The following is a 25,248-nucleotide window of genomic DNA, read 5'->3' as shown; positions in this document are numbered from 1 at the left end:
CTCCTTCACTGAGTTATTTCAGCGCGGCTGATGCGAAAACGCGAAACGGGGCTGCCAGTCGCTGGCATCAATGGTTTCCTGGTAACCATGCCAGGTGGCATAGCCAAGCACCGGAAGCAGCACAGCAAGCCCGAGATAGGCCGTCAGCAGCCCCAGCAACAAACACACCCCGATCAGGCAGGCCCACAGGAACAGCGCCAGCTTGTTGCGCAGTACCGCATTAATGCTGGTAATCACGCCTGTCACCATATCCGTGTGACGATCCATGATCATCGGCAGCGAGAACACGCTGGCGGTAAAGATAATGGCGCAGAAAACCGCACCGACACTGCTGCCCACCCCGAAAAACAGCAGGATGTCATTCCAGTGCCACTCATTCACCGGATAGAAGATATAAATCAGGTTGGCCGCCCGCGCCCAGATCAGAAAGACCACAATCATTATCACGGTGTATGTCAATGCATCCCCCATGCAATGGCGGGCCTGGCGCAGGCTGTCCTTGAGTGTCGGGGTTTGGTCCTGCTGGATCTGAATGCTGATGTTGTAGAGGTTCAGTGCGAGAATCGGCCCGAGAAAAACAAATCCGGAAATCAGCCCCAGGTAGAGCCCCATATTACCAAACCACCAGGTGGCTGCCGTTATCAGATAGCTCAGGCCGACCATGATAAAGCCGTAGATCAGGCTTGGCCCCGGTGCGGCACGGAAGTCCTGCCAGCCTTTGCGCAACCAGCGCAAAGGCGCCGAAGGGGCAATCCTGTAACAGGGCGCCACAAAGGGGCGGGTATCCTCTTCCTGATGGTGGTTATCGTTGTTCATGGCATGCCCGCATGGTGAGACGATACCTGTTCAATCTTCGGCAATCTTCGCGGACACATCAAGACTGCCTTGGGTGGCATCCAGATGACCAATCAGCTCATCCTGGACACTGTGCATCACATCACTGGCGGACCAGATGGCGGGGATCCCGTAGCTAATCGCCAGGCTGGCAGCACCATTGCAAGGGTCTTTCTCTGCGATAACCAGACCACCCGCCTGCACCAGCCACGGCAGCCAGGCAGGCTCCACCTGATCGACGACCACAATATCACCGGGGCATATCCGATTCAGGCTCCAGGCGCTGCACACCCGCCGTACCGGCCCCTCTACCCTGCCCGGCACCAGCGGCAAGCCGCGCAGCAGCGGGCTAAGGCGCTGACCGCCGCCAAAACCGTAACCAATCTGATCCATTTTCCAGTCTGGCGCACCCTGCAAACCGTCATCCAGGTAACGTAACTTGCGGTCGCCGATTACCTCGCGATTGGCACTGGCTGGCAATTGTTCTCCCATCCAGAGCTGCCAAAGTTCATCGAAGTACAGAAAATAAATATCGTCCGGATGTTGTAGCCGCCCCTGGTTCACCGCCACAGCACCCATGGCACGCAGCAGATCACGCAGCCGGTTACCGATGGCAAAGCGCAGGCCACGAGCCTGGCGAGCCAGTGACAACCAGCGAGCATCGTCCACTGAAGGTTCGGCACAGGTGGGCAGTTCTCCCGTGGCGCTCGCATACAAACCATTCAGATTGCCGGCCTGGGCAGGGCTTTCGCTCAATGGCGCGTGCACCGGGTCTGCCCCCGGACGCAAGCCGGTTTCCCTTAATGCCTCGGAGCGTTCAGCCACCAGAGCATCGATGGCGCCCTTCTCGGCACCGGTAACCAGCATTTCCAGAGGGAAGGGTGTCGTGTAGCGGCAGCTGCGGTCCGGCAAGGCCAGGTATCCGACCTCCCCCTCCACGCCACTGAGTCGTTCACCCATGCCGTCCAGCTGCATGAAGGCTCGCCATAGCCCTTCCTGGGTAGCTGCCGGCTGCTGCCAGCGTTTCAAGTCCCTGCTCACCCTGGCCAGCGTCAACTGATGTCGGTAAACAGTGAATCTGTCCGCCAGGCTGCTGCCGGACACCGGCTCAGCACGACTCTCAAGCTGTTGCCATGCCGGAGGCAGGAAGCGGCTGGCCCCGGCGTGCTGACTCTGCAGCTCACGGAAAAATGCACAGTTGGTGTACAGGTGGCTGTGCTGGCGACGGTAGGGTTCCACCTTAGCCAGCGATTGCCAGCCCTCACGGACGACCAGAGGCTCCCAGAAGGCGGTCTTCAGCCAGCGCCCTGCCAGGGTATACCACAATGGCGTTTCCACCTGAGTGAACAATCCGTTCCCTGCCCGGCGCGTCCATGCCTCCTTGGGCATGGGCAGCGAGCCCACCGGCAGGGTTTGCAGCAGCCACAACTGCTGCCCATCAAAGACCCATTCACCGGCCTGGGGACGCTGGAAGTTTTGTTTAAGCCGCTCGTGGAGCTCACGCAAAAGTGGCGCGCCAACCTGGTCACCAAGCGCCAGCTCCTGGTGGGAAGCATGCACCAGACGGCCGTCATCATCGAAGATCAGCCGTTGGCGCTCGCTGCTACCATCAAGCACCCCTTCCACCACCATATGGGGAAGGTCCTGTCTTAACGGGTGGCGGGTGAAAAGCACGCCGGCGGCCTGCTGGCGGGGCAATGCCTGGATCACCACATGATCCGGCCCTTGTTCACGCTGGAAGATGCTGCGCAACGCCGCCGCAAGAGACTCATCGGAATCCAGATTTAGCAAGCTTTCACGGCGGGAGTCCGGATTCATCGGCCCCTGTTGCAGGACCCAATAACGTTCTTCGCTGAACATACGCGGCAAGGCGCGCAGTTGTTGTGCCAGGGATTCCGGGGAGCTGTCCTGCACCACATCCCGACCCACCCGCCAGCTTGGCGGCACAGGCAGCCCCATGGCCGCCCAGCGCTGCAGGTTCTCGCTGCCCTGCGCGTCAGCAGTCAGTACTTCAATGCCCATGACCTGATTCTTGTTTGACGATGTTTTTCGACAGCCGCAGCCCTAACCAGTACAGAACTGGTATCAGCAACAGCGCCCCAATAGCGATTGCCGCGGCAATTCCCCCGAACAGAACCGGTGCTTTCATCAGGGTACTCATCAGCGAATCCTGCCAGTAAAAAAACCACGCATTTTCGGCAGGAAACAGCCACAAGTGGAACTGATAGAAAACCTGAGTCGGCCCGGCAATGACTAACCACGCTATCACAGCCCCTACCCCGAAAACAGTTATCCCCATGCGTCGCCGCATGGGCGGTATCCCCAGGCGGATACACAACAGGGCCAGCGGGAGCCATAGCAACGCCAGGGCCAGCATCAGCCAGCGCCCGGCATCAATCAGATCTGCCACATCCTGCAAATGACGGACCTCCGCTTCGTGCAGCAGCGGTATCGGTGCCCTGCCCGGTAGCGTGTAATGAATATCCGCCAGACCTTCCCCCTGCTGGTGAACGGCATCCCGGATTTGCTCGAATGCCCGATGGTGTTGCTCGCTCGGCAATTGCTCAAAACCGTAACGGAAACGATTCTGCGGACCGTACTCTTCTATATGCGCACCGATATCAAGCTGCTGATACCAGAAGCCATACCCATAATTGGCCTGGCTGTACAGCGCCCAACTGATCAGCACGGAAAGCAATACAGCCGTGACAGCGTAGAAGAACCAAACTAAAGTGGCAGCGATCGGGCATTTTTGTACTGTTTTTTTCATAGTACCCCACAAGATAAACCAGAATAATAAACAGAGGACGTAGCGCCATGCGACCGCTCTTCATGTCGATAGCCTTTTTTTTGGGCGCCATCGCCATTACCGGCTGTACCACCACACTTCCCACCACCAATGATCGTTTTGCCAGGCAGGCCCTGGAAGCCGATTATTATCAGGTTCGCATCCCCACCCGGGATGGCAAGAACCTGGCAGCCACTGTGTACCAGCCAGAGCTGCAAAGCGGCCAGAGCGCGCCCTTGGTGATTGCCACCCATGGCTTTGGTGGCTTCCGAGCCAAGCGGCCGCTGTCAGTGTACGGCAAGGCAATTCTCACCGGTGAAGCCGCTATTGCCGCCTGGAAAGCCGGCTACTGGGTGGTTTTCTATGACCAGCGTGGCTGGGGCCAGTCCGATGGCCGAGTGCATATGATGGACCCGGATTATGAAGTGGCGGACCTGAGCCAGGTGATTGACTGGTCCCTGTCCCATCTGCCGGGCGTTAAACGCCTGGAAGACGGCAGCCCCGCTATCGGCATGATCGGCGAATCCTACGGTGCCGGCCTGCAGACACTGGCAGCATTTACCGAACCTCGACTGAAAGCCCTGGTACCTCTTACCGGCTGGTATGACATGAACAGTATCGCTCCGAATGGAGAATTTCGCACTGCCTGGGGAGCGGTATTACTTGGCTTTGGGGGAATCAATAGCGGTTTTGATATCGGTGAGATGTTTGCCGACCCCTGGCGCAGTGCTTTCGACGGCACCGTCAGTCGTGACATGCAGGAATTGATGTACCAACGCAGCGCCGCCAGTTTCTGCGATCAGGGCAAAACTCCCCATGCGGATGCGCTCTTTATCCAGGGCTTCAGCGACAGCCTTTTCCCCTTCCAGCAAGCAGAAATGAATTATGAATGCTGGCAAGCACAAGGGCGTGACGCCCGCATTATTGGCATGGAAAGCGGCCATGTAATGCCCTGGCCGATCCAGAAATGGCGTGGCTGGCTGCCCTTTTACCAAACCGACGACATGGTTCACTGCGGTGACTACAGCGAGACCACCGTTGATACCATCATCAGTTGGTGGGACGAGAAGCTGCGCGGGGAAAAGCCTGCCGTGCCGCAGTACTGCATCAATGTCACCAGTGACCGCGGGATTGCCGTGGAAGACAGCGGCATCATTGACGGCGGCAGCCGCTATGCCCTCTCTCCTACCCGCGTGACCATCCCCTTGGCCGGAGCCTTTGAGTGGCTAATGGCGGGTTTTGATGTCGGTGGAGACATGTTCCGCGCCATGTGGCCCGGTGCAGATCTGCGCGAACTAAAACCCAATGGCGGTTTCGGACGACCAAAGTTCGTTCCGCTCTATGTGGCCCGTGGCGATGATGAGGTCTTACTAGGCAAGCCTCGTATCGATCTGAGACTGGCCGGCACCTCCGGTGGCAAGAGCATGCCTGTCTTTGTAGGAGTGGGCATTCAGCACGCCAATCGTCGCCGTGTACACGTTGCCAGCGAACAACTGACACCGCTGCCGGAAAAGGGTATCCACGATATGGAATTACCTGCGGTAAGCCAGCCACTAGAAGATGGCGATCGTGTCGGTCTGGTGATTTACGGCTTTACGGCCCAGTTTCCCCTGAACTCTGCCTTCCTGGCCAGAAACGCCACGGTCAAGGGCGATGTATGGTTGCCCCTTACCCGAGAAGAAGCCATTTCACTGGTTCCGGAGCGGCCTTTCTGAAGCGGACATTACGTAACCGCCATCATCACAGAGATCACTGAGTAAGAGGCTTCTCTGTGTCTCTGTGATCTCGGTGGTGATAATTTGATTACTCGCTGACTTGCACCGCCACCTCGGCGGAGCGCTGGCGCGCGAATTGATCCGCGGCATGTCCTTTCAGCCCATCTTCAAAATAAAGACTCACGGTAAACCGCAACTCTTCCGGCTGTGGCCAGCCATGCAGAGAATAACCCAGGTTAGGCAGCTGACCCGGAAACTGTTCCGGCTCAACGGCCAGTGAAGCATCATCCTGATAGATCAGTGCCAATGGGGTGTCCATCAGTACTTCTGGTACTGTCAGGTGGGTGAGCAAGGCAAAATCCCGTTTGCTGTCGAACAGGATCCAGTTGGCGTCCATGGGTAATGTCTGGTTCGCAAACGCCTGATCATCTGCCTTGCCGTCAACGATCACCGGGTTATCGACGAAATTTGACGTATAAACAGCCGCTCCTGACTGGTCGTTACCATCCACAGTCACCGAAACCTCAGGCTCTTTCAGGGTGGCCCGATAGAGGTCAGGGATTTTAGCGTAAGTATGGGCCTCGTAATGAGAAGCATAACGCATGGCCTGAACCTGAATGGTCATTACAGGAATGCCGGCGAGCACCACCCGGGTGCGTAAATGCATGACTGAACGAATCGGCCCCACAGAAAAGCCCACGCGCTTTGGCCTGAGATTGTGGTTATCCAGAGTCATACGGGTAAACCGAGACAGCACACCAGCACTCATGCGCATCTTCAGAGTGTCGATAATAGAGCCCTCACCCTGGTAGCCACGGTAGCCAAGATAGTGCCAGTTCAGCTCATTATCCGGATCCACATGCAGCTGATAAAGTGCCGTGCGGGTCTCACCACTGGCGATGTCGTGAGCTACATAGTAATTGTCGCTGCGTGCATCATTGCCCCGCACCAGATAGAAATGGCAATCGTCTGCAACTGTCAGCCCGGCAACCACCTCACCCTGATCCGGCTTGAACCCCTCTGGCGCCCGCGGCCCGGCATCAGTGAGCATCATCAGCAGTTGATCACCCGCATCCAGCTGGCCAGGCAAACCGGCCAGCTCAAAGCCGGAGCCTTCAAACCAGACCATGCCTTTCTGGTCCATTTCATCAAACTGATAGGCCACAGGGACAAACCGGCCTTTCTCTACCCGCATTACCGACAGGTCAGACAGAGGCATAGCAGAAGCCGCTGGAAGTTGGGCGCCAGAAATTTTCACAACGCGGCCTCTATCCAGGGGATCGAAGCGGCATTCGGCCTCCGCCGCTGCGGTGAAAGCCAGTATGGTGAAAGCCAGGATGAGGCGAAGCGTCATATTATTGCTGCAGAGTAGCCCGAACAGTGGCAGTACCGGATTTGCCACCCGGCGTCATTTCCAGATTCCCCAACTGCACCCCTTTTTCTTGCAGGGACTGCAGCCAGAGCACGATCTGGGCGGCGGGCTGATCCTCCAGCTGAATACGCACAGAACGATTGCCATCCGGGGAAAACCCTTTCAGGGTAAGCCCGAAGTCATCTGCAGTGCGGCTAACGTCGCTCACCCAGTTCTCTGGCAAACGGCTACTGTTTTTGCTTCCCGCGCGAGCCGCCTGCACTGCGCCACTGTTTGCCTCGATCCATTCCAGCGTCTGCATATTGGCCACGTACTGCTGGCGAGCCTGATCCCTGGCCGCCAAGGATGGCGCCCAGATCAGCCAGTACAACACCACGAAAACAGCCACCCCGACGAGCACCTTGAGCACCATCTGCTCACGGGCCTCGCGACTGGCATACCACTGTTGCAGCTGGGACCAGCGCTCATTCGCCAGTTTCTTCAATTCAACAGATGTCATCCTGGCTGCTCCACCTTGATGCGGGCACTGACGCCCTGGGCGCCGTTGCGGTAGTTGGCAATGGAGGCATTACCCCCCTGCTTTCTTATGGCGTTCTGCAGCGCTTCGAGCTGGGCATAGTCTTTGGCACCAACATCCACCAGTAACACATTCTGGCGTTGGTCATACTGGAGCCGTTTGGGCTCTACCTTCATCTCCTTGAGCACCTTGGCCACTGGTGCAAGCAGCGGGAAAAAAGCGGCACCACCGCCATCGCTGCCACCCCCAAGACGCGCCAGGCGCCCCTGAAACTGACGATTCAGGGCGGAAGTTGCCTTGTCACCGGGGAACAGCTGCTCATAACGGTCCTTGGCTTGCGCCAGGGCGGCATCCGCCGCCTGCTGGTAACGCCATTGCTGGACCCAGACAGCCACGACAGCAACCAGGAACACGGCCGCGGCCAGATAGGCAACCGGACGCCAGGGGCCAAGCAGCGCACTTTCCCTGCGGGTCTGGCGCGGCATATAGGGACCGGTAAGCAGCTCCTGGCCATGGCGATGGCGCAGGTCGGCAAACAGGGTTTGCAGGTCGACATCACGGGCCTGATCCAGGCTGTCACCCAACAGGGGGGCAAACGCTTCCTGCTGGTCTTCGTCGATGACCAGACCCTGCTCCCGATCAATTAACAACAGTTGCTGGTCATTCCCCAGGTCTGCAGTTAACGGCAGCATGGCCTGCAGGCAGTCCGCATCGACCTGTAACGAGGCCAGCTGGGCACCGGCCTCCCCCGCCCATTGCTTCAGGCTGGTGATCAGTTCGCGTCGCACCGCCGACACCTGATAGTCGTCGCCATTCCCCTTGCGGGAAACAAACCAGAGGTCATCCGGATTATCGAGCAGTTGCTCTTCCAGCAAATAAGGAAGCACGCGCTGGAGGTGGCGCGCCTGTTTGCGGCTGAGAGTGACATGGGTCAGCCTTGCACAGGAGACACTGACAACAACAGCGACTTTGCTGCCCTGACAGGCAGCCAGCGCCTCACCCAGCGCTAGCCATTGCACGGTTTCACCGTTGCGGGACTGGTACAGCACCGGACTGTCCAGCTGCCATTGGGTTTCACCGGCACCGGCAAGGTAAATCAAGGGAGCATCTGCCACGCTAATTCGTCCTTCCATCATTATTCTTCAGCATGTGCCACACAATTGCGGGGCTACATCTGGCTTTTGTCAGGTACCGTCACCATTGTAGAAGGGATTACACGCCGGTTCGAGTGGCGTCAGCAGAGGACTGACCTGGCGACTGAACACGGAGGTTGTTTCCCCCTGGCCGCTGGCCCGATGGAGCCGACTTACCAGGCGACTGAGTTGGCCATCCACCTCCACGTCTACCATTACCTGAAAATACTCGCTGCTGACACCCAATAAACTGGCAAGATCGTTCTTTTCATCGGCGGAAAGGCCATTGAGCGGGCCAAGCTGCATCACTTCACTGATCGCTGTGAGTGGTTTCTCCTGGCGAGCCTCAAGCACTGCCTGCACTGCAGCGGCACCTGCCACATCGCCAATCACGGCATCGAGCACCTGTGGCGGCGCGGTGTTCACATTCAAGGTAGTGCCCAGCGGCAAGGCCGTGAACAATCCCCACACCATGGGTTCGGAGGGCTGATCCGCCACCCGGAAACTGAGCAATGCCCGCAACTCGGACTCATGGGCTGCCGGCATATTGGGTGTTCGGCGATTGCGGTATTCCGGATCCTCCGCACCCTCCACACTATCAACAATGTTATTGCTATCCAGCCAGTCGGCCATTTCATTGGCCAGCCGGCTGGCATTGGCTTCACCAGGGAATGTCTGCTCGATGAGACGAGTCAGCTGTGAGATGGCTCGAGGATTGCGGACAAACTGGTCACCGGAAGCAGTGATCAGCCAGTTCAGGTTAAATCGTCCCTGCAGGTCCTGAACGCTGGCACTGAGCATGGCATCGTCATAGGGTGTGGGAGGCAATTGAACTGCCCACTGTTCCTCCACACAGTCATCCACCATGGCATTGTTATTGCGATCATCATCCAGATCGTCAATCAAGCCCTGCTGGGCCACCACTTCCGCCGCCATGGCGTATTGGTAGCGCTTGTCCCACTGCAGCAGGTTGTCCGCCCGGGTCAGAAAACGGTCCTGGCGGAAAACGATTTCCAGGGTAATGGTGGTGAGAATCGCGAACAGCATCAACACGATGATCAAAGCCACACCCTGCTGCTTTCCTTTCGCCGTCAGGACCATGGATTCACCACCGTGCGGTAGAAACGATGAATGATGTCGCCATCTTCCAGCTCAATTTCCACCTCAATGCTTTTCGGTAGCCGCTGCTGCCAGACAGGCACCGCTGCCAGCGCCACATCCGGCCAGAGTTCGAGCCACTGCCACTCGCCCTGCGGGGTACGATCCAGATAGCGCACAGTAAACCGGGCGACCTTGTCGATAAGAACGTCTTGTTGATACTCGGTGGCCACATTGGTATCCAGTACCGGCCAGTAACGACGATAGAGCTTGCCATCTTCCAGGGCATAGATAACCCGCTGCATTTCACTGCGCTGGCGCAGGCCGAAGGGATTGGACCAGCCCAGGCGGGTAAATTCCACATAGTTGTCACGGCCAACAATGGCAGGTTGCGGGTCCCCGTAGGGATCCCTGACCGGACGGCTGATCAGTTGCTCGAAATCCAGAGTCAGGTAGGTAATGGCGCGCTGGTTGCGCTCCATGATGCCGGCGTTGGTGTTGAGCTGCTCACGACCTTGCAGGGCGCTACCGAGAAAACTGGCCACCCATACATAGATAAAGGCGAAAATGGCGATGGTGACAACCATCTCCAGCAGTGTGAATCCCTTGATCGTGTTGCGCCCTGGCATTATGAGGCAGGCTTGCCGATCAGACTTGCCAGACGGTAGGCCATGCCACCCTTCTCATCGCCCTGCAGTAGCGGCCCGACCTCAATATCTACACGCCGGGTATCAGGGTAAGGACCTTCGCTAACGCTGGTTTCAATCCACCAGTCACGCCCATTGCGAGAAACTTCGCTGTCGGAGGTGCCAGTGGAAGGCCATTGCTGATACACCTGCATCTCCACCAGCTTGTCAGACGCTACCAGGAACCCCAGATGGGTCTCATTGATGTTGGTATAGGCCCGGGCTGTGGCCCCCATGCTCTGTCCAAGGGTAACCATGACCAGCGCCAGGATGGACACCGCGACCAGCACCTCCACCAGGGTAAACCCTCTCTGAACTCTGCTCACGGCTCGTTCTCCTCATCACTCTCTGCATCCGGATCACTGAACTGGCCCAGGGCAGACACCCGCAAACGTTGCTCGGCTTCCACATCGTCATAGGCGCGAAGTGTCAGGGTCAGCGGCGAGACCTCGCCACTGGGAAAGAAAAACACTTGGGGAAAAACTTCATCATCCTGGTCCGATTCATCCCCTTCTTCACCGTCGAGCAGCCCCTCCCCAGTGCCGACCATAACATCGTCCTGAACCAGGGTTTCGGCCACATCACTCAGGCTGGCCTGATCATCGGCCAGGTCATCCAGTTCCCAAACCAGTTCCAGTGAAGGCGGCAGCCGATGGGCTTTCAGCGCCGTGTCATCCACCGGCAGGAAGTCACCTTCGATTCTGTCGTAGGCGAGAGGGGTCCAGCCAGTAGTTTCCAGGCGCAACGCCAACAATTGACCGGAGAACAGACTGCGCTCATTGAGGAGTGCCAGAGTATCTTCCAGGCGGGCCGCTTCCTCTTCGAGCTGCCGGTCATCGCTGGTCCAGTTTCCCTGGGATACCAGCACCGCCGTTAGCAGCCCCATCAGCATCACCACTACCATGATTTCCAGTAGCGTGAATCCTGCCTGAGCGACGGGGCGTAGGCGCATGCTACTGAATGTCGCGCCAGTTGATATCCGCATCGGAGCCTTCACCACCCTCTACGCCATCGGCGCCAAGGGAAAGCAGATCGAAGGGGCCTTCAACACCGGGGCTGATATAGACATAGTCATTATTCCAGGCATCCTCTGGCACGCTGGAAAGATAACCGCCGTCAGGCCATTTGCGGGCAGACGCCGGGCGCTCTACCAATGCATTGAGCCCTTCTTCACTGGTGGGATAACTGCCGTTATTGAACTTGTAGAGGTCCAGCTGCTGGACAATCTTGCCCATGTTGGCCTTGGTCAGGTCTACTTTGGCCCCTTCACCCTGCCCGATCACATTGGGGACGATGACCGCGGCCAACAGACCGATAATGGCCACAACCACCATAATTTCCAGCAGGGTAAACCCCGACATGGCGCCTTTCGTTTTCATTCCTTCACCTATCCGGCTAGTAAATTGTTCATCTGCATGATGGGCAACATGACTGACAGCACGATAAGCACCACCACACCGGCCATGAACAGCAGCATGATGGGGCCCAGCAGGCCCACCATAGTATTGACCGTACTACTCAGTTCCCGTTCCTGATAATCCGCCGCCCGGGTGAGCATATGATCCAGCTCACCGCTGGCTTCACCACTGGCAATCATTTGTACCAGCATGGGCGGGAAATAACCGCTGGCATCCAGTGCCCGACTCAGGCTACCGCCCTCGCGGACCTTGGCGGCGGCATTCTTGACCGCGTTCCTTACCTCAAGATTACCGACCACCTGCGCGGCAATAAACAGTGCATCAACCAGTGGAACACCGGATCGGCCAAGAATGCCCAGTGTGCTGGCCAGGCGGGCGCTGTCCGCAGCCCGCAGCATGGTCCCGATCATGGGAGTGGTCACCAGTTTGCGGTGTACCCGCAGGCGAAACCCCGGGTCACGCATGGCGCGCATGAAGCCCACCACCGCCACAATAATAAGCAACATCAGCAGCCAGCCCCAGTCGCGGGCGAAGTCACTGAGCGCCATGACAATGCGAGTCAGCATAGGCAGCGCCTGGTCACGCCCCTCGAAGACCGCTACCAGCTTGGGCACCACAAAGGTCATCATCAACATGATGACGATGGTGGCAAACACCATTATGAAAGCCGGGTAGATCATTGCCTGAGCCACCGAACGGCCGGTGTCATGGCGAGTTTCCAGGTAATCAGCCAGCTGTTCCAGAACCTGCTCAAGGTGCCCGCTTTGCTCCCCCGCGGACACCGTGGCGCGGTACATCTCCGGGAAGGCGCGGGGGAAGGATTCGAAGCTGTGGGCCAGGCTGAAGCCCTCGCGCACCTTGGCGCGCACCGCCAGAATGATCCGCTCGATACGGTCATTGGCGGCCTGCTTGGCCACTGCCGAGAGAGCCTGCTCGACGGGCAGTCCGGATTTGAGCAGGGTTGCGAGCTGACGAGTCAGCAGCGCCTGTTCGGCGCCGTTAAGTTTGCCGGAGGCGGAAAAGCGCCCCAGACCGGCAGAGCTGCTGCTGTCATGGGCTTCATTGACTTCAATGGGTACCCAGCCCTTGTCACGGAGCTGTTGTCGCACCTGGCGAGCGCTATCAGCTTCCAGAGTGCCTTTTTTGATTTTACCCCTGTGATCCAGGGATCGATATTCGAATGCAGGCATGGATCAGGGGTCCGGTCAGTCCTCGCGGGTCACACGTAGCACTTCTTCCACGCTGGTGTGTCCAGCCAGTACTTTACGCCAGCCATCCTCACGGATACCAGTAGTGAGGGTGCGGGCGTGTCGGTTCAGTTCCAGCTCGCCGGCCCGGTCGTGAATGAGCTGACGCATGGTCTCATCAACCAGTACCAGCTCGTAGATACCGGTTCGCCCCCGGTAGCCTTGCTGATTACAGGCATCGCAGCCTTTGGGGTGATAGAGCGTACAGGACTCATCTTCCGGAAACCCCATCATTTTCAGCTCGCTGGCGCTGGGCTGGTAGGGTGTTTTGCAATCATCACACAGAACGCGCACCAGTCTTTGCGCCAGTGCACCAAGCAGTGAGCTGGAAAGCAGGAACGGCTCGATGCCCATGTCTTGCAGGCGGGTAACCGCGCCAACAGCGGTATTGGTATGCAGGGTGGAAAGCACCAGATGGCCGGTCAATGATGCCTGTACGGCAATTTCCGCGGTTTCCAGATCCCGGATCTCACCCACCATCACCACATCCGGATCCTGACGAAGAATCGCGCGCAATCCACGAGCAAAGGTCATGTCCACTTTGGTGTTGACCTGGGTCTGACCAATACCTTCAAGCTGGTATTCGATGGGGTCTTCCACAGTCAGAATATTGCGGGTGCTGTCGTTCAGATCCGCCAACGAGGCGTACAGGGTGGTAGTTTTACCGGAACCGGTAGGCCCGGTAACCAGGATAATACCGTGGGGCTTGTGAATGAGCTCACGCATCTGCTGGTCGCACACGTCCCCCATGCCCAGATGGGACAACTGAAGGCGCCCTGCCTGCTTGTCCAGCAGACGCAGCACCACTCGTTCACCATTGCTGGACGGCATGGTGGATACACGCACATCCACGTCCCGCCCGCCGATTCGCAAAGAGATACGCCCATCCTGGGGTATCCGTTTTTCAGCGATATCCAGCCGCGCCATGACCTTGATCCGTGAAACCAGCAGCGGTGCCAGTTCCCGCTTGGGGGTAAGGATTTCACGAAGCACTCCATCCACCCGAAGGCGAACAACCAGGCGGCGCTCGAACGTTTCAATGTGTATGTCAGAAGCATCCTCGCGGATCGCCTCCTGCAAAAGCGCATTGATCAGCCGGATAATCGGCGCATCATCTTCCTGCTCAAGCAGATCCGAGGTTTCCGGCAGGGAATCTGCCAAACTGGCCAGATCCAGCCCTTCGAGGTCATCGGCTGCTTCCGCTGCGGCCCCACGCTGCTGTTCGTAGGCAATGGCCATGGCAGAAGCAAACGCCGCATCATCCATTGGCACCAGCGCTGGCAACCTGCCGATATGACGCTGCACCTCACTGAGCGCAGAAAGCGGCACGTCCTTGCGATAACACAATTCACGACGACCGCCTTTCTCACGCAGCAGCACACCATAGCGCCTGGCAAAGCCATAAGGCAGCAATGACGGGGGAAGATCCTGATTTTCCTGCGTCTCGATGTGCTCGCTCATTTCAGTATTTGTCCATCAAATTCGCGATCACATTAGCTGTGATCTCTGTCAGCTCCATGAACTGGAAACCCACCTGGTATTCCCCAGGCGCATCCAGAATTTCCGACCACACCACCCGGGCATCAAAGCTGATAGTGTTGACCCCGGCGATCTGATCCGGAAGCACCATCCCCATCTGTAAAACCTCGCCCTGGGGAAGCTCCCGGCGGGTAAACAATTTGAACCCGTCAAGACTGATATTCATCAACCGGCCCACGTTACCACCAGTGCTGCGATCAAACACCACCATTTCCCTAAACAGTTTCTTGCGGGGGTGGCGGCGATGGTCCTTGCGGCTGTCCCGTACATCATTTTCATCGTCGGCCTTGCGCAGCACAATGACAACACCGGTAAAATTGCCAGCATCATCAGTAATCGCGTTGCCCCGTACAGACAAGGCTATCAGCCCATCTTCGTCCTGTGTGTAGAGGCTGTGTTCGTTTTTCCAGCTTTCACCCTGCTGGCAGGCCTGTCGCAGCGGTGAATCCTTCCACTCCCAGCGGCGTCTGCCAGTATCGTCGTTGAAGATCAGCGCTGCGATATCCTTGCCGACCAGCTCATCACGAGGACTGCGCAGCAGTGCACAGGCCGCTTCATTGCAGAAAGATACCCGGCCCCGGGCATCAGCACCGATCAGAGCCTCGCCCAATGCATGCAACAGACGCTCATTCTCATCTTTCAGCCGTTTCATCTGGACCACAGCTTGCTGCAGTTTCTTGCGCTGACGATCCAGCTCAAGAAACACATTGACCTTGGCTTCCAGTATTTTCTGGTCAATGGGCTTGAACAGATAGTCCACTGCACCACATTCGTAACCTTTGAAAACGTATTTCTGCTCTTTCGATATCGCGGTAACGAAAATGATGGGAATATGGTGGGTCTTCTTGTTCTTGCGCATCAGCTCGGCGACTTCAAAGCCGTCCATTTCCGGCATCTGCACATCCAGCAGCACCAGCGCAAAATCATACTTGAGTGCCAGCGAAAGGGCCTCGTTGCCCGATTGCGCCATAACGAGATTTCGCCCTTCCCCATCAAGAATTGCTTCGAGGGCAATAAGATTTTCCCTGTGGTCATCCACAACCAAAATGTTTTGCTTCATAGGTCTACTACCCTGCAACCTGTTCTGCCAGAAAGGGCCCGATTGCTTCGAGATCGAGCACTCTGGAAACTGCACCTGTTTTTATTGCCGCTTCGGGCATTGCCGGTGCTTCTGCGCTTACCGGTGACTGAGCGATGGTAAATCCGCCACGACGGCGAATATAGTCAATCCCTTTGGCACCATCTTCATTGGCGCCGGTAAGAATAACCGCTGCAAGCTGTTTTCCGTATACCGCCCCTGCAGAAAGAAACAGCTCGTCTACCGATGGCCGGGAAAACAGCACGGGCCTTCCGGCAGAAAATGCCAGTGTCTCATCCTCTTCCACCAGCATGTGATAACCCGGGGGGGCCACATAGACACAGCCAGGCAGAATTTCTTCCTTGTCTTCCGGTGCTATCACCGGTAACTGACAGTACCGTGCCAACAACCAGGGCAGGCGATTTTCTGCGCTAGCGTGCTGATGCTGAACCAGCAGAATCGCGGCCGGGAAGCCCACGGGCAATGCTGACAGAATACGTGTATACGCATTCAGACCTCCCCAGGAAGCCCCCATGACAATCGCCTTTACCGGCCCGATCCTGTCCATCACGATGAGTTACCGCTACCCTCCCCGCGCTGGGTCTTACCGGCCTCATAGGCAGCACGATGAGCCTGTGCCTCACGCAGCTTTTGCTGCAACTCACGCCGCTGTTTGTCCAGGCTGAGGAAAAAATCCACTTTGCTCTTGAGAATCAATGGATCCAGGGGCTTGAATAGATAATCTACAGCGCCTGCCTGGTAGCCTTTAAATACATATTTCTTTTCCTTGCTGATCGCGGTAACAAAAATAATGGGGATGGTTTGCGTATCCTTACGCTGGCGCATCAATTCCGCGACTTCAAAGCCATCCATCCCCGGCATCTGCACATCCAGCAGCACCAGGGATATATCTTCCTTAAGCAGAATCTTCAACGCTTCCTGGCCGGAATGCGCCTTGATAAGGGTGCGCCCCTCGCCCTCCAGGACTGCCTCTAGCGACACCAGGTTGGCGGGTTGGTCATCCACGAGTAGCAGCTTCTGCTCTATCATCGGTTGTCTCTAGTCATGCGTGGTGAAGTAGTTGCCGTTTGCGGAAAATCCGCAGCGGCTTGTTGATCACATCAAAGGTCTCTTCCTGACCACTGAAACGCAGGCTTTCCTTGGTACCCAGGCAGAGATAGCCGCCCATATCCAGGCTGTCGCTGAATAGCCTGATTACCCGGGCCTGCAAGGCACGATCAAAGTAGATCAATACATTGCGGCACAGGATAACGTGCATTTCACCAAAAACCTGATCCGTTGCCAGGTCATGGTCAGCAAAAACGATATTGCGCTTGAGGCGCTGCTCCATGATCACGCTGTCATAGCGTGCGGTAAAATAGTCAGACAGCGAGTGTTTGCCCCCTGCCCGACGATAATTGTCACCATACTGCTTTACCGCCTCAATGGAATAGATGCCTTTTTTGGCTGACGCCAGCACATTCTTGTCGATATCGGTGGCATAGATCATGGCTCGGTCGTAGAGCCCCTCTTCCTCCAGCAGGATGGCCATGGAATAGATTTCCTCGCCGGTGGAACAGCCAGCATGCCAGATTTTGATGAAGGGGAAGGTTTTCAATACCGGCACCACCTCCTCACGGAAAGCGCGGTAGAACTCCGGATCCCGGTACATCTCGGTCACATTGACGGTGAGATCGTTAAGCAGGGTTACGAAGAACGGCCGATCCCGGAGCACCTTGTCGGTCATTTCCATGATCGAGGCAAAACCGGACATGGCCATTCGGTGCATGACCCGGCGACGAATAGAGGCCTTACTGTAGGAGCGAAAATCATACCCATACATCTGGTAAATCGCCTCTAACAACAGCCGGATCTCAATGTCCTCGACACTGATCTCGTCGTCGTCGATGGGGTAAGGCTCAGCCATTCATTGATCCTCAAGCGCCTATTTATGAAGCCAGACCCGCAACAGCGAGGTGAGTTTCGCCATATCAATCGGTTTTGAGCAGTAATCATTGGCGCCTGCCTGGATACACTTGGCGCGGTCGTCTTTCATGGCCTTGGCCGTAAGCGCCAGGATGGGCAACTTCTGGAAACGGGCCTGCTCACGGATATGCGTCATGGCTTCGTAGCCATCCATTTCCGGCATCATGATATCCATCAGCACAATATCCATCTCTGGATGCTCATCCAGAACCCCCAGCGCCTCACGGCCATTATTGGCGATGGTGATATCGAAGCCCAGCTCTTCCAGCTGGGCCGACAGCGCATAGATATTGCGCATGTCATCGTCCACCAGCAACAGCTGCTTGCCTTCAAAAATATCATCCCGATGCTCAATCGCATCGGTACTGGGGCGACGGTTGGCCGGCAAGGTGGATTCCAGCCAGTGCAGGAACAGCGACGCCTCGTTCAACAGGCGCTCATGGGAGCGTTCCGTTTTGAGGATGATGCGGTCCGCATATTTACGTAGTTTTGCTTCCTCTTCCCGCGTCATATCCTTGCCGGTATAGATTACCACCGGAACGCTGTCGTAATCCTTACTGGCATGGAGGGTTTCCAACAGTTCAAAACCACTCATATCCGGCAGAGTCAGATCCAGAATCATGCAATCGAAAACGGTTTCACGGAGAGCCTTCAAGGCTTCCTCACCGCTGGTTGCGGCAGTAATTTCCACACCTTTCTGATCAAACAGCTCACGAATACTTTCGTGCTGGATTTCGCTGTCTTCGACCACCAGCAAGCGGCGAACATTTGTCTCAATAGCTCCCTCGATCTTGGCGAAGGCCGAGAGTATGTCGTCCTGCTTGGCTGGCTTGGTAAGGAAATCAATGGCGCCAAGCTCAAGAGCCTTCTTGCGCTCATCCCGGCCAGACAAGAAGTGCACCGGGATGTCCTTGGTGCGCGGATCCGCCTTGAGCTTCTCCATGACTTGCCAGCCGTCGATACCGGGGAGCCCGATATCCAGAATAATTGCACTCGGCCGGTAATGGCTGGCGTATTCCAGCCCCGCTTCGCCGTCAGAGCAGATATGCCCTTCCAGGCCATAATCAGCAGCCAGATCAAGAAGAACCGTAGCGAATTCACTATCGTCTTCAACGATCAGAACCGTCTTTTCTCGCACCACAAAATCATCTCGACCGGCTTCTGTCTGAGTCAGCGCGGCAGTATGCGCTTCTGCATTAGTGCCAATATCCGCTGCGCTGGTAACCTCGCCAGCAGGAGCATCCATGGATTCTGCAGTACCTTCCGGCAGATACAGCATGAAGGTGGATCCAGTGCCTTCACCGTCGCTGTGGAGGCTGATTTCACCGCCAAGCAGACGGGCCAACTCACGGGAAATCGTCAAGCCGAGGCCAGTACCTCCATATTTGCGACTGGTAGTGCCATCGGCCTGTTGGAAAGCTTCGAAAATAAGTTTCTGCTTTTCGGCCGGGATCCCTGCCCCCGTGTCGGTAACGGCAAACTTGATGGTTTTGTCATGCAATAGGTGACGGGATGGCAGGGTTTCGTCTTGCTCTGGACGCGCGATAGCCAGCGTCACCGAACCTTGCTCGGTGAATTTCAGAGCGTTGGAAAGCAGATTCTTGATGATCTGCTCCAGACGCTGACGATCGGTGTAGAAGTAATCCGGCAGATCGTCGCCGAGGTTGACGTGAAAATCCAGATTGCGACTTTCCGCCACATGCGCAAAGTTGCGCCGGAAATGCTCACCAATTTCCTGCGGGGACAGATCATCAATGATCACATCCATCTTGCCTTCCTCGATCTTGGAAATATCGAGGATGTCGTTAATCAGGCTAAGCAGATCCGAGCCCGCGGAATGGATGACCTGGGCATGCTCCACCTGCTTGTCATCAAGATTGCCCTTCTTGTTCTGTCCCAGGGCATTGGACAGGATCAGGATCGAGTTAAGCGGTGTGCGCAACTCATGACTCATTGTCGAGAGAAACTCGGATTTGTACTTGGAGGACATTTCCAGTTCACGGATCTTGTCTTCCAGTTCATGGCGCAACAATTCAAGCTCGTCGTTCTTCTGCGCCATCTCACTCTTCTGTTCGGTGAGCAACCGGGCCTGGGCTTCCAGCTCCTCATTGGTAACGCGCAATTCTTCCTGTTGGGCCTGCAGGCTTTCTTCCGAGGCACGTAAAGCCTGGGTTTGGGATTCCAGCTCTTCGTTGATCGCCTTTAGCTCTTCCTGCTGTTGCTGCAGTCGGGATTCAGAGGCGGAAAGCTCCATGGCCTGTTCTTCCAAGTCCTCGTTGACCTGAGCCATTTCCTCTTTTTGCCGCTCCAGGGCAACCGCCTGCTCCTGGGTTTGTTCCAGCATCTGTGCCAAACGCATGCGACTTTGCACGCTGTGAACGGATACCGCGATCACTGACACGCACTGCTCCAGGAATGTCAGGTCTTCATCACTGAATTCACGGAAAGCACCGATCTCGAGAACGCCCTTGATCTCATCATCGTGGACAACCGGCATCACCATCACATTGCGGGCCTGCCCAGTGCCGGTGCCCGACGCGATGCTGATGTAATCCTCTGGCACCTGCTCCAGCAGAATACTTTTACGCTCCAGTGCACACTGGCCAACCAGGGATTCGCCGAGCTTGAACGTATTGGCCAGATGCTTACGACGCTGCATGGCATAAGAGCTGCTCAAGGTGAGCTGCTCTGTAGCCGGGTCGAAGCTGTAAAATGCTCCCACCTGAGCTTCCAGCACAGGCACCAGAAAGCTGAGCATATTGTTGCCGAGTTGCTCGAAACTCATCTCACCACGCATGCGGTTATTCAGCTCGGCAAGATGATTCTTGATGGTTTCCTGGCGGCGGTCCTCGGTATGACGCTTAATCAGCGAATCACGCATCTTGCGAATGGCATGCAGCAGATGACCGGTTTCATCGCGGCCGCCCTGCTCTATCTTGGTGTCCCACTTGCCATTGGCAATATTGTCGGCAGCGTTAACTGCCCCTTCCAGCGGCAAGGTTATGGCGCGGGTCACTCGCAAAGCGATCAGAGCAAGCAGGGTGAAGGCAACCAGGCCCAGAAACAGGCCGATTTTCTGGGTGCTGAGATTATCCGAACGGCTTGAATTCAGAGTTTCACGAAACGCTTCATAGCGCTGTTTTTCGAACGCTTTCTGGTGCGTTTCGTAAGCATCCTGGAGGCCACGAACATGGCTGATGCGCTGATAAAGATCGTCGGAGGCTGCATTATTATTGATCAGGCTGCGGGCCAGGGTGGTGGCCTCACTGATATACGCACTGAAGCTGCGACGCAAATCCTCCACGCCGCCGGACAGGCTTGGGTCGGTGCGCCGGATATCCGCAAGCCGTTGCTCAAATTCGGCGGCACGGCTCTGCGCTTCCTGCAGAAGGTCCGGATCCGCCTGAGTGATCGCCGCAATGAAGGATTCACTAATGGCAATGAAATCCACATTGTTGGCGTTTACCAGCTCAAGAACGGGGAAATCCTGCTTCTCGATACGCTTGAGATGATCAATATTGGTTTCGGCAATATAGAAGCTGTATGCCGCATAGACGACAAACAACACGATGCCCAGTCCGGCTACAGACAAAATCTTCAGCCGCACAGACAGGTTCTGGAACCAGTTCATTCAGATAGCCCTCTCGCCTTTCCGGCTTTTTGTTCTCGGTGCCCCCCGAAAGGGCCAGGCCTGAATCCGTCGTTTGAGTGCGGGCTCAGGCTAAGACTAAAGTGTGAGGCTACCAGAAAGCTTGGCAATACGGCAATAAAGTGCCTGAAGTTGCGTAACCAGACGCTTGATTTGACTGGAATTTTTTCCGACTAGCGGCGATCGCGAAATGATGCGGAAGAGAGAAGCTGTGGCGAAAAGCCAGGAGAGGATGGTAACGGGAAAACTGGTGCCCGGGGCGGGACTTGAACCCGCACGACCAAAGGTCAACGGATTTTAAGTCCGTTGCGTCTACCAATTTCGCCACCCGGGCGGTGACCGTGCGGGTCAATAATTGGAGGCGCGGGTCGGAATCGAACCGGCGTACACGGAGTTGCAGTCCGCTGCATAACCACTCTGCCACCGCGCCTTTAAACTGATTTACCAAGAAAAAACCTCGGCGGAACCGAGGCTTTTGAAAACTTGGAGCGGGAAACGAGATTCGAACTCGCGACCCCAACCTTGGCAAGGTTGTGCTCTACCAGCTGAGCTATTCCCGCTTTTTTTGCCGCGAAGCATGCTTCGTTGCGGGGAGAATTCTACCCATCGCCCCCTCACTGTCAACCCGAGCCTGATGGTTTTTTCTGATTTTTCAGCACTTTGACTAAAAAACCTTCGATTCTGCCCTGGCCTGCACGCGCAGCAACCCGATGAAGCCGACTCAGTCTCCGCTTTTCAGTAACTCCGGGGCGGCAGCGCGCAAATAAGAGCCCATGGACCACAGGGTCAACGCCGTGGCCAAGTATAGAAGGCCGTAGCTGAGCCACAACCAGGGAGTCATCATGATATCGCCCAGGGCATCGAAATCGGGCTTCTGGGCCAGTAACAGGGTGATGGCTGTCATCTGGGTAACTGTCTTGATCTTGCCCAGCTGACTGACGGCCACCCTGCCCCGCTGCCCCAGTTCTGCCATCCATTCACGCAGGGCGGACACGGCAATTTCCCGTGAAACGATCACCATGGCAGGCACTGCCAACCAGGCCGTTGCATGGACCTGCACCAGCATGACCAGAGCCACGCCGACAATCAGCTTATCTGCCACCGGATCCAGAAAGGCACCCAGGGGGCTGGTCTGATTCAGGCGGCGTGCCAGGTACCCATCGAGCCAGTCCGTTACGCCAGCAGCCAGAAACAGCGCTGCCGCGCACATATCGCTCCACTTGAAGGGCAAGTAGAACACCAGAACCAGAACGGGAATTGCCAATACACGAATCATGGTAAGGATATTGGGCAAATTCAGGATCGGGTTCGTTTTCTGCATAGTACTACCGCCAAAATAAGGGCCTGTTGATACCCCGCTGTCCGCCACGAAGCCTGAAAAACCTCGAAAAGACACGGACGCAGAGCATGGCCAGCATAAACATCTGCCGCAATGGGACACAGCAGACTCTAACAGGCCGAAAGGGCCAGTATAACGGAAAGCCCGTTGTGACTCATTGCCCATTTTGCGACCACAGACGCTTCGGTACGAATCACAGGATTTTCAACACCACACCCACAATCCCTTAGTCATGAAACCAGTCATAAAGGGTCTGTGCCATCTGGGCGTTGATGCCTGGCACCCGGGCCAGCTCGCCAGCCGAGGCGTTTCGTAACTGCTTGAGGCCACCAAAGTGGGTCAGAAGCGCCTTACGGCGCTTCGGTCCGATACCGGGGATTTCGTCCAGGGAGGATTGTTTGCGCGTCTTGCCGCGCCGGGCCCGATGGCCGGTGAGCGCAAAGCGATGGGCCTCATCCCGAACCTGTTGCAGCAGGTGCAACGCGGAGTGGGAGGGCCCTGGCACCAGTTCCTGACCATCGGGCAGATACAGCACTTCAAAGCCGGGCCGTCTGCTTGGACCCTTGCCGATGCCCATGACCCGCACACGGCCCTGCAATGCCAGTTCTTGCATCACATCCCAGGCACGCTGCATCTGGCCCTTGCCGCCATCAATAAGGAGAAGATCCGGCAGCCTGGCCTGCTCCTTGAGCACCCGCTGATAGCGACGCCGCACAGCTTCTTCCAGCGCCTCGTAATCATCGCCGGCATGGGTCGGCGCCACATTGAAGTGGCGATAATCGGTTTTCCTGGCGCCCTGTTGGTCAAATACCACACAAGACGCCACGGCCTTCTCCCCCTGGGTATGGCTGATATCGAAGCATTCAATGCGGCGAACGGGTTCATCCGTCCCAAGCAGTGCCTCCAGGGCCAGAAAGCGCTGCTCCATGTGCTCGCGGGCGGCCAGTTCCGCCGCCAGGGATTGCTGGGCATTGGTCTGTGCCATGTCGATCCAGGCAGCTCGTTCCCCCCGAACCCGCCAAGCCAAACGCACTTTTTTGCCCCAATGGTGGCTCAACGCTTGCTGCAATGCCTCGGCACTCGCTGGCTCCAGGCCCAGCAGAATTTCCTCGGGCTGCACCGGATCTTCCCGGTCACCCAGATAATATTGGGCCAGAAACGCCTCCAGAATTTCGTTTTGATCCTCTTCGCCCCGTGTATCCGGCCGAAAGGTGCGATGGCCGAGAATCCTGCCACCGCGAATCATCAACACTTCCACCACTGCCAGGCCATGGCGGCTTTCAATGGCCACCACATCCAGATTGCCCTGCCCCGTTTCTGCGTATTGTTTTTGCTGAACAGACTGGATCGCAGCGAGTTGATCGCGAATGATGGCTGCTCGCTCGAAATCCAGGGCCTGAGCGGCGGCATCCATTTCTGCACTGAGCTGCTCTACTACCTCTCTGCTGCGCCCATCCAGGAAATCCATGGCAAGCTTTACCTGATGCGCATAGGCCTCCTCACTAACCAGGCCCACACAGGGAGCGGTACAACGATTGATTTGATGCTGCAGGCAGGGTCGTGTCCGATTGCGAAAATAGCTGTCGCTGCAGTTGCGCACCTGGAACACCTTTTCCACCAGGGAAAGCGCTTCACGCACCGCACCACCGCTGGGGTAAGGGCCGAAGTAATGGCTGCCGCTGCGGCGACTACCGCGGTGAAAGGTAATGCGCGGGAACCGGTCCGAGGTAGTGATACGGATATAGGGGTAGGACTTGTCGTCGCGCAGCAGAATATTATAGGGCGGCCGCAGCTCCTTGATCAGCGACTGCTCCAGCAGCAAGGCCTCTGCCTCGCTGCCGGTAACCGTGGTCTGGATACTGGCGATACGCGCCACCAGGGCACGGGTCTTGGGGCTGGTAATGTTTTTCTGGAAATAGCTGCTCAGGCGGGCCTGTAAATTACGAGCCTTGCCCACATAGAGAACATCACCCTCTTCATTGAGCATGCGGTACACGCCCGGCTTGCGGGCGCAATGATCCAGAAAGTGTTGGGGGTCAAACTCTGACAAGGGAAAAGTCTCGGCCAGTTACTGCTGTAAAAAGTGTAACAGCTTCGCCCGGACTATTGCCTCTTTCCCGTGACACCATAAGTGCAATCAGGGAGCTGTGTTCTCCACCGCGTCCAGCATGCCGTGGCGCACCGCCAGCAAAGCCATTTCCACATCGCTGGTCACGCCCAGCTTGTCGAAGATACGATAACGGTAGGTATTGACGGTTTTGGGCGACAGGCACAGTTTGTCAGCCACATCCTGCACCTTGTGGCAGTTGACGATCATCATCATGATCTGTAGCTCGCGCTCGGAGAGCATATCCAGCAGAGACGCGTCGTCACCGGTATAAGGCTTGAGTGCCATGGCCTGGGCAATTTCCGGGCTGATATAGCGCTGCCCGGTGGTGACAATCTTGATGGCGCGAACCATTTCTTCCAGGTCTGCACCCTTGGTCATGTAGCCGGCGGCACCGGCCTTCATCAGGCGGGAGGGGAATGGCTCCTCCTCGCACATGGTCACGGCAATTACACGGATGCCTTCGTCCACGCGCAACAGTTTACGGGTTGCTTCAAGGCCACCGATGCCCGGCATCTTGATATCCATCAGCACCACATCCGGCACCGTGTCCTTGGCCAGCTGCACAGCCTGCTCACCGGAACTGGCCTCACCAACCACCCGCAAGCCTTCCACTTCGTCCAGCATCCTGGCAATGCCGGTTCTGACCAGATCATGGTCGTCCACTACCAATACTTTGATCATTACTGCTTCCCCCGGGTAATTCCTTTACCCTTGTCTTTTTCAGTAAGGCCCGAAGGGT

Annotated in this window: 22 protein-coding genes and 3 tRNA genes; 1 reads left to right on the top strand and 24 read right to left on the bottom strand. The window is 56.7% G+C overall.

Annotated features, from left to right (window positions below; genetic code table 11):
• Positions 1-18: 18 nt before the first annotated feature.
• Genes KZ772_RS02925 through KZ772_RS02915 form a run of 3 tightly spaced genes read right to left on the bottom strand, consistent with a single transcriptional unit; the run spans position 19 to position 3,604 of the window.
• Positions 19-816, bottom strand: coding sequence for a DUF2189 domain-containing protein (locus KZ772_RS02925; RefSeq protein ID WP_290538388.1), 798 nt, complete (start codon positions 814-816; stop codon positions 19-21).
• A gap of 30 nt (positions 817-846) precedes the next feature.
• Positions 847-2,856 carry a PEP-utilizing enzyme gene (locus tag KZ772_RS02920; protein WP_290538387.1) on the bottom strand — a complete coding sequence of 670 codons (2,010 nt, stop codon included), beginning with the start codon at positions 2,854-2,856 and terminating at the stop codon, positions 847-849.
• Positions 2,846-3,604 (bottom strand): DUF1461 domain-containing protein, encoded by a 759-nt coding sequence (locus KZ772_RS02915; RefSeq protein ID WP_290538386.1) that lies wholly within the window; start codon positions 3,602-3,604, stop codon positions 2,846-2,848. Before KZ772_RS02915 ends, KZ772_RS02920 begins: the two co-directional genes overlap by 11 nt.
• 47 nt (positions 3,605-3,651) lie before the next feature.
• Between KZ772_RS02915 and KZ772_RS02910 the strand changes: the two genes are divergently transcribed.
• Positions 3,652-5,337 (top strand): CocE/NonD family hydrolase, encoded by a 1,686-nt coding sequence (locus tag KZ772_RS02910; protein ID WP_290538385.1) that lies wholly within the window; start codon positions 3,652-3,654, stop codon positions 5,335-5,337.
• A gap of 88 nt (positions 5,338-5,425) precedes the next feature.
• On the opposite strand, the gene KZ772_RS02905 is transcribed toward KZ772_RS02910, so the two are convergent.
• The 21 genes from KZ772_RS02905 to uvrY form a co-directional block, all read right to left on the bottom strand.
• On the bottom strand, positions 5,426-6,556 hold the full coding sequence (locus tag KZ772_RS02905; protein ID WP_290538384.1) for a hypothetical protein: 1,131 nt from the start codon (positions 6,554-6,556) through the stop codon (positions 5,426-5,428).
• Between the two features lie 136 nt (positions 6,557-6,692).
• Positions 6,693-7,208, bottom strand: coding sequence for a type II secretion system protein GspM (gene gspM, locus KZ772_RS02900; protein WP_290538383.1), 516 nt, complete (start codon positions 7,206-7,208; stop codon positions 6,693-6,695).
• The gene (gene gspL, locus KZ772_RS02895; protein WP_290538382.1) at positions 7,205-8,341 is read right to left on the bottom strand and encodes a type II secretion system protein GspL; all 1,137 of its coding nucleotides are present in this window, start codon (positions 8,339-8,341) and stop codon (positions 7,205-7,207) included. The genes gspM and gspL overlap by 4 nt, the downstream gene beginning before the upstream one ends.
• Positions 8,342-8,410: 69 nt before the next feature.
• Positions 8,411-9,460 (bottom strand): type II secretion system minor pseudopilin GspK, encoded by a 1,050-nt coding sequence (gene gspK, locus KZ772_RS02890; RefSeq protein ID WP_290538381.1) that lies wholly within the window; start codon positions 9,458-9,460, stop codon positions 8,411-8,413.
• Positions 9,451-10,086 (bottom strand): type II secretion system minor pseudopilin GspJ, encoded by a 636-nt coding sequence (gspJ, locus tag KZ772_RS02885; RefSeq protein ID WP_290538380.1) that lies wholly within the window; start codon positions 10,084-10,086, stop codon positions 9,451-9,453. Before gspJ ends, gspK begins: the two co-directional genes overlap by 10 nt.
• Positions 10,086-10,469, bottom strand: coding sequence for a type II secretion system minor pseudopilin GspI (gene gspI / locus KZ772_RS02880; protein ID WP_290538379.1), 384 nt, complete (start codon positions 10,467-10,469; stop codon positions 10,086-10,088). The genes gspJ and gspI overlap by 1 nt, the downstream gene beginning before the upstream one ends.
• Positions 10,466-11,095, bottom strand: coding sequence for a type II secretion system minor pseudopilin GspH (gene gspH / locus KZ772_RS02875; protein WP_290538378.1), 630 nt, complete (start codon positions 11,093-11,095; stop codon positions 10,466-10,468). The genes gspI and gspH overlap by 4 nt, the downstream gene beginning before the upstream one ends.
• 1 nt (position 11,096) lies before the next feature.
• Positions 11,097-11,522 carry a type II secretion system major pseudopilin GspG gene (gene gspG / locus KZ772_RS02870; protein ID WP_290511351.1) on the bottom strand — a complete coding sequence of 142 codons (426 nt, stop codon included), beginning with the start codon at positions 11,520-11,522 and terminating at the stop codon, positions 11,097-11,099.
• Between the two features lie 8 nt (positions 11,523-11,530).
• Complete coding sequence (gene gspF, locus KZ772_RS02865; RefSeq protein ID WP_290538377.1) at positions 11,531-12,751, bottom strand: type II secretion system inner membrane protein GspF; 1,221 nt, start codon at positions 12,749-12,751, stop codon at positions 11,531-11,533.
• Between the two features lie 15 nt (positions 12,752-12,766).
• A complete protein-coding gene (gene gspE, locus KZ772_RS02860; RefSeq protein WP_290538376.1) occupies positions 12,767-14,269 on the bottom strand; it encodes a type II secretion system ATPase GspE in 1,503 nt (500 codons plus the stop codon).
• 1 nt (position 14,270) lies between these two features.
• Entirely contained in the window at positions 14,271-15,407 is a 1,137-nt protein-coding gene (locus KZ772_RS02855) for a response regulator (RefSeq protein WP_290538375.1), read from the bottom strand.
• A 7-nt stretch (positions 15,408-15,414) separates the two neighbouring features.
• Positions 15,415-15,993 (bottom strand): chemotaxis protein CheB, encoded by a 579-nt coding sequence (locus KZ772_RS02850; protein ID WP_290539509.1) that lies wholly within the window; start codon positions 15,991-15,993, stop codon positions 15,415-15,417.
• Positions 15,993-16,475, bottom strand: a complete 483-nt coding sequence (locus KZ772_RS02845) for a response regulator (protein WP_290511355.1) — start codon at positions 16,473-16,475, stop codon at positions 15,993-15,995. The genes KZ772_RS02850 and KZ772_RS02845 overlap by 1 nt, the downstream gene beginning before the upstream one ends.
• Positions 16,476-16,488: 13 nt before the next feature.
• Positions 16,489-17,352 (bottom strand): protein-glutamate O-methyltransferase CheR, encoded by an 864-nt coding sequence (locus tag KZ772_RS02840; RefSeq protein ID WP_290538374.1) that lies wholly within the window; start codon positions 17,350-17,352, stop codon positions 16,489-16,491.
• Positions 17,353-17,370: 18 nt separating this feature from the next.
• Complete coding sequence (locus tag KZ772_RS02835; RefSeq protein WP_290538373.1) at positions 17,371-21,042, bottom strand: response regulator; 3,672 nt, start codon at positions 21,040-21,042, stop codon at positions 17,371-17,373.
• A gap of 266 nt (positions 21,043-21,308) precedes the next feature.
• A tRNA-Leu gene (locus tag KZ772_RS02830) sits at positions 21,309-21,394 on the bottom strand.
• A 22-nt stretch (positions 21,395-21,416) separates the two neighbouring features.
• Positions 21,417-21,490 (bottom strand) — tRNA-Cys (locus KZ772_RS02825).
• Between the two features lie 54 nt (positions 21,491-21,544).
• Positions 21,545-21,620 (bottom strand) — tRNA-Gly (locus tag KZ772_RS02820).
• Between the two features lie 161 nt (positions 21,621-21,781).
• Positions 21,782-22,381, bottom strand: a complete 600-nt coding sequence (pgsA, locus tag KZ772_RS02815; protein ID WP_290538372.1) for a CDP-diacylglycerol--glycerol-3-phosphate 3-phosphatidyltransferase — start codon at positions 22,379-22,381, stop codon at positions 21,782-21,784.
• A gap of 244 nt (positions 22,382-22,625) precedes the next feature.
• Positions 22,626-24,449: an excinuclease ABC subunit UvrC gene (gene uvrC / locus KZ772_RS02810; RefSeq protein ID WP_290538371.1), complete on the bottom strand. Its 1,824-nt coding sequence runs from the start codon at positions 24,447-24,449 to the stop codon at positions 22,626-22,628.
• A gap of 87 nt (positions 24,450-24,536) precedes the next feature.
• On the bottom strand, positions 24,537-25,190 hold the full coding sequence (uvrY, locus tag KZ772_RS02805; RefSeq protein WP_290538370.1) for a UvrY/SirA/GacA family response regulator transcription factor: 654 nt from the start codon (positions 25,188-25,190) through the stop codon (positions 24,537-24,539).
• Between the last annotated feature and the right edge of the window lie 58 nt (positions 25,191-25,248).

This window comes from Alcanivorax sp. (assembly GCF_019431375.1).
GTDB lineage: Bacteria > Pseudomonadota > Gammaproteobacteria > Pseudomonadales > Alcanivoracaceae > Alcanivorax > Alcanivorax jadensis_A.
The sequence above is the reverse complement of the archived record's forward strand: the minus strand, read 5'-3'. Positions and strand labels throughout refer to the sequence as shown.

Bases quoted from the DNA above. Each gene is read 5' to 3' on its own strand.
- gspJ (WP_290538380.1), bottom strand. From the start codon at position 10,086: ATGCCAGGGCGCAACACGATCAAGGGATTCACACTGCTGGAGATGGTT.
- pgsA (WP_290538372.1), bottom strand. From the start codon at position 22,381: ATGCAGAAAACGAACCCGATCCTGAATTTGCCCAATATCCTTACCATG.
- KZ772_RS02845 (WP_290511355.1), bottom strand. From the start codon at position 16,475: ATGATAGAGCAGAAGCTGCTACTCGTGGATGACCAACCCGCCAACCTG.
- KZ772_RS02840 (WP_290538374.1), bottom strand. From the start codon at position 17,352: ATGGCTGAGCCTTACCCCATCGACGACGACGAGATCAGTGTCGAGGAC.
- gspM (WP_290538383.1), bottom strand. From the start codon at position 7,208: ATGACATCTGTTGAATTGAAGAAACTGGCGAATGAGCGCTGGTCCCAG.
- KZ772_RS02835 (WP_290538373.1), bottom strand. From the start codon at position 21,042: ATGAACTGGTTCCAGAACCTGTCTGTGCGGCTGAAGATTTTGTCTGTA.
- gspG (WP_290511351.1), bottom strand. From the start codon at position 11,522: ATGAAAACGAAAGGCGCCATGTCGGGGTTTACCCTGCTGGAAATTATG.
- KZ772_RS02910 (WP_290538385.1), top strand. From the start codon at position 3,652: ATGCGACCGCTCTTCATGTCGATAGCCTTTTTTTTGGGCGCCATCGCC.
- KZ772_RS02920 (WP_290538387.1), bottom strand. From the start codon at position 2,856: ATGGGCATTGAAGTACTGACTGCTGACGCGCAGGGCAGCGAGAACCTG.
- KZ772_RS02850 (WP_290539509.1), bottom strand. From the start codon at position 15,993: ATGGACAGGATCGGGCCGGTAAAGGCGATTGTCATGGGGGCTTCCTGG.
- gspK (WP_290538381.1), bottom strand. From the start codon at position 9,460: ATGGTCCTGACGGCGAAAGGAAAGCAGCAGGGTGTGGCTTTGATCATC.
- KZ772_RS02925 (WP_290538388.1), bottom strand. From the start codon at position 816: ATGAACAACGATAACCACCATCAGGAAGAGGATACCCGCCCCTTTGTG.
- gspF (WP_290538377.1), bottom strand. From the start codon at position 12,751: ATGCCTGCATTCGAATATCGATCCCTGGATCACAGGGGTAAAATCAAA.
- KZ772_RS02905 (WP_290538384.1), bottom strand. From the start codon at position 6,556: ATGCCTCTGTCTGACCTGTCGGTAATGCGGGTAGAGAAAGGCCGGTTT.
- gspE (WP_290538376.1), bottom strand. From the start codon at position 14,269: ATGAGCGAGCACATCGAGACGCAGGAAAATCAGGATCTTCCCCCGTCA.
- gspH (WP_290538378.1), bottom strand. From the start codon at position 11,095: ATGCGCCTACGCCCCGTCGCTCAGGCAGGATTCACGCTACTGGAAATC.
- KZ772_RS02915 (WP_290538386.1), bottom strand. From the start codon at position 3,604: ATGAAAAAAACAGTACAAAAATGCCCGATCGCTGCCACTTTAGTTTGG.
- KZ772_RS02855 (WP_290538375.1), bottom strand. From the start codon at position 15,407: ATGAAGCAAAACATTTTGGTTGTGGATGACCACAGGGAAAATCTTATT.
- uvrY (WP_290538370.1), bottom strand. From the start codon at position 25,190: ATGATCAAAGTATTGGTAGTGGACGACCATGATCTGGTCAGAACCGGC.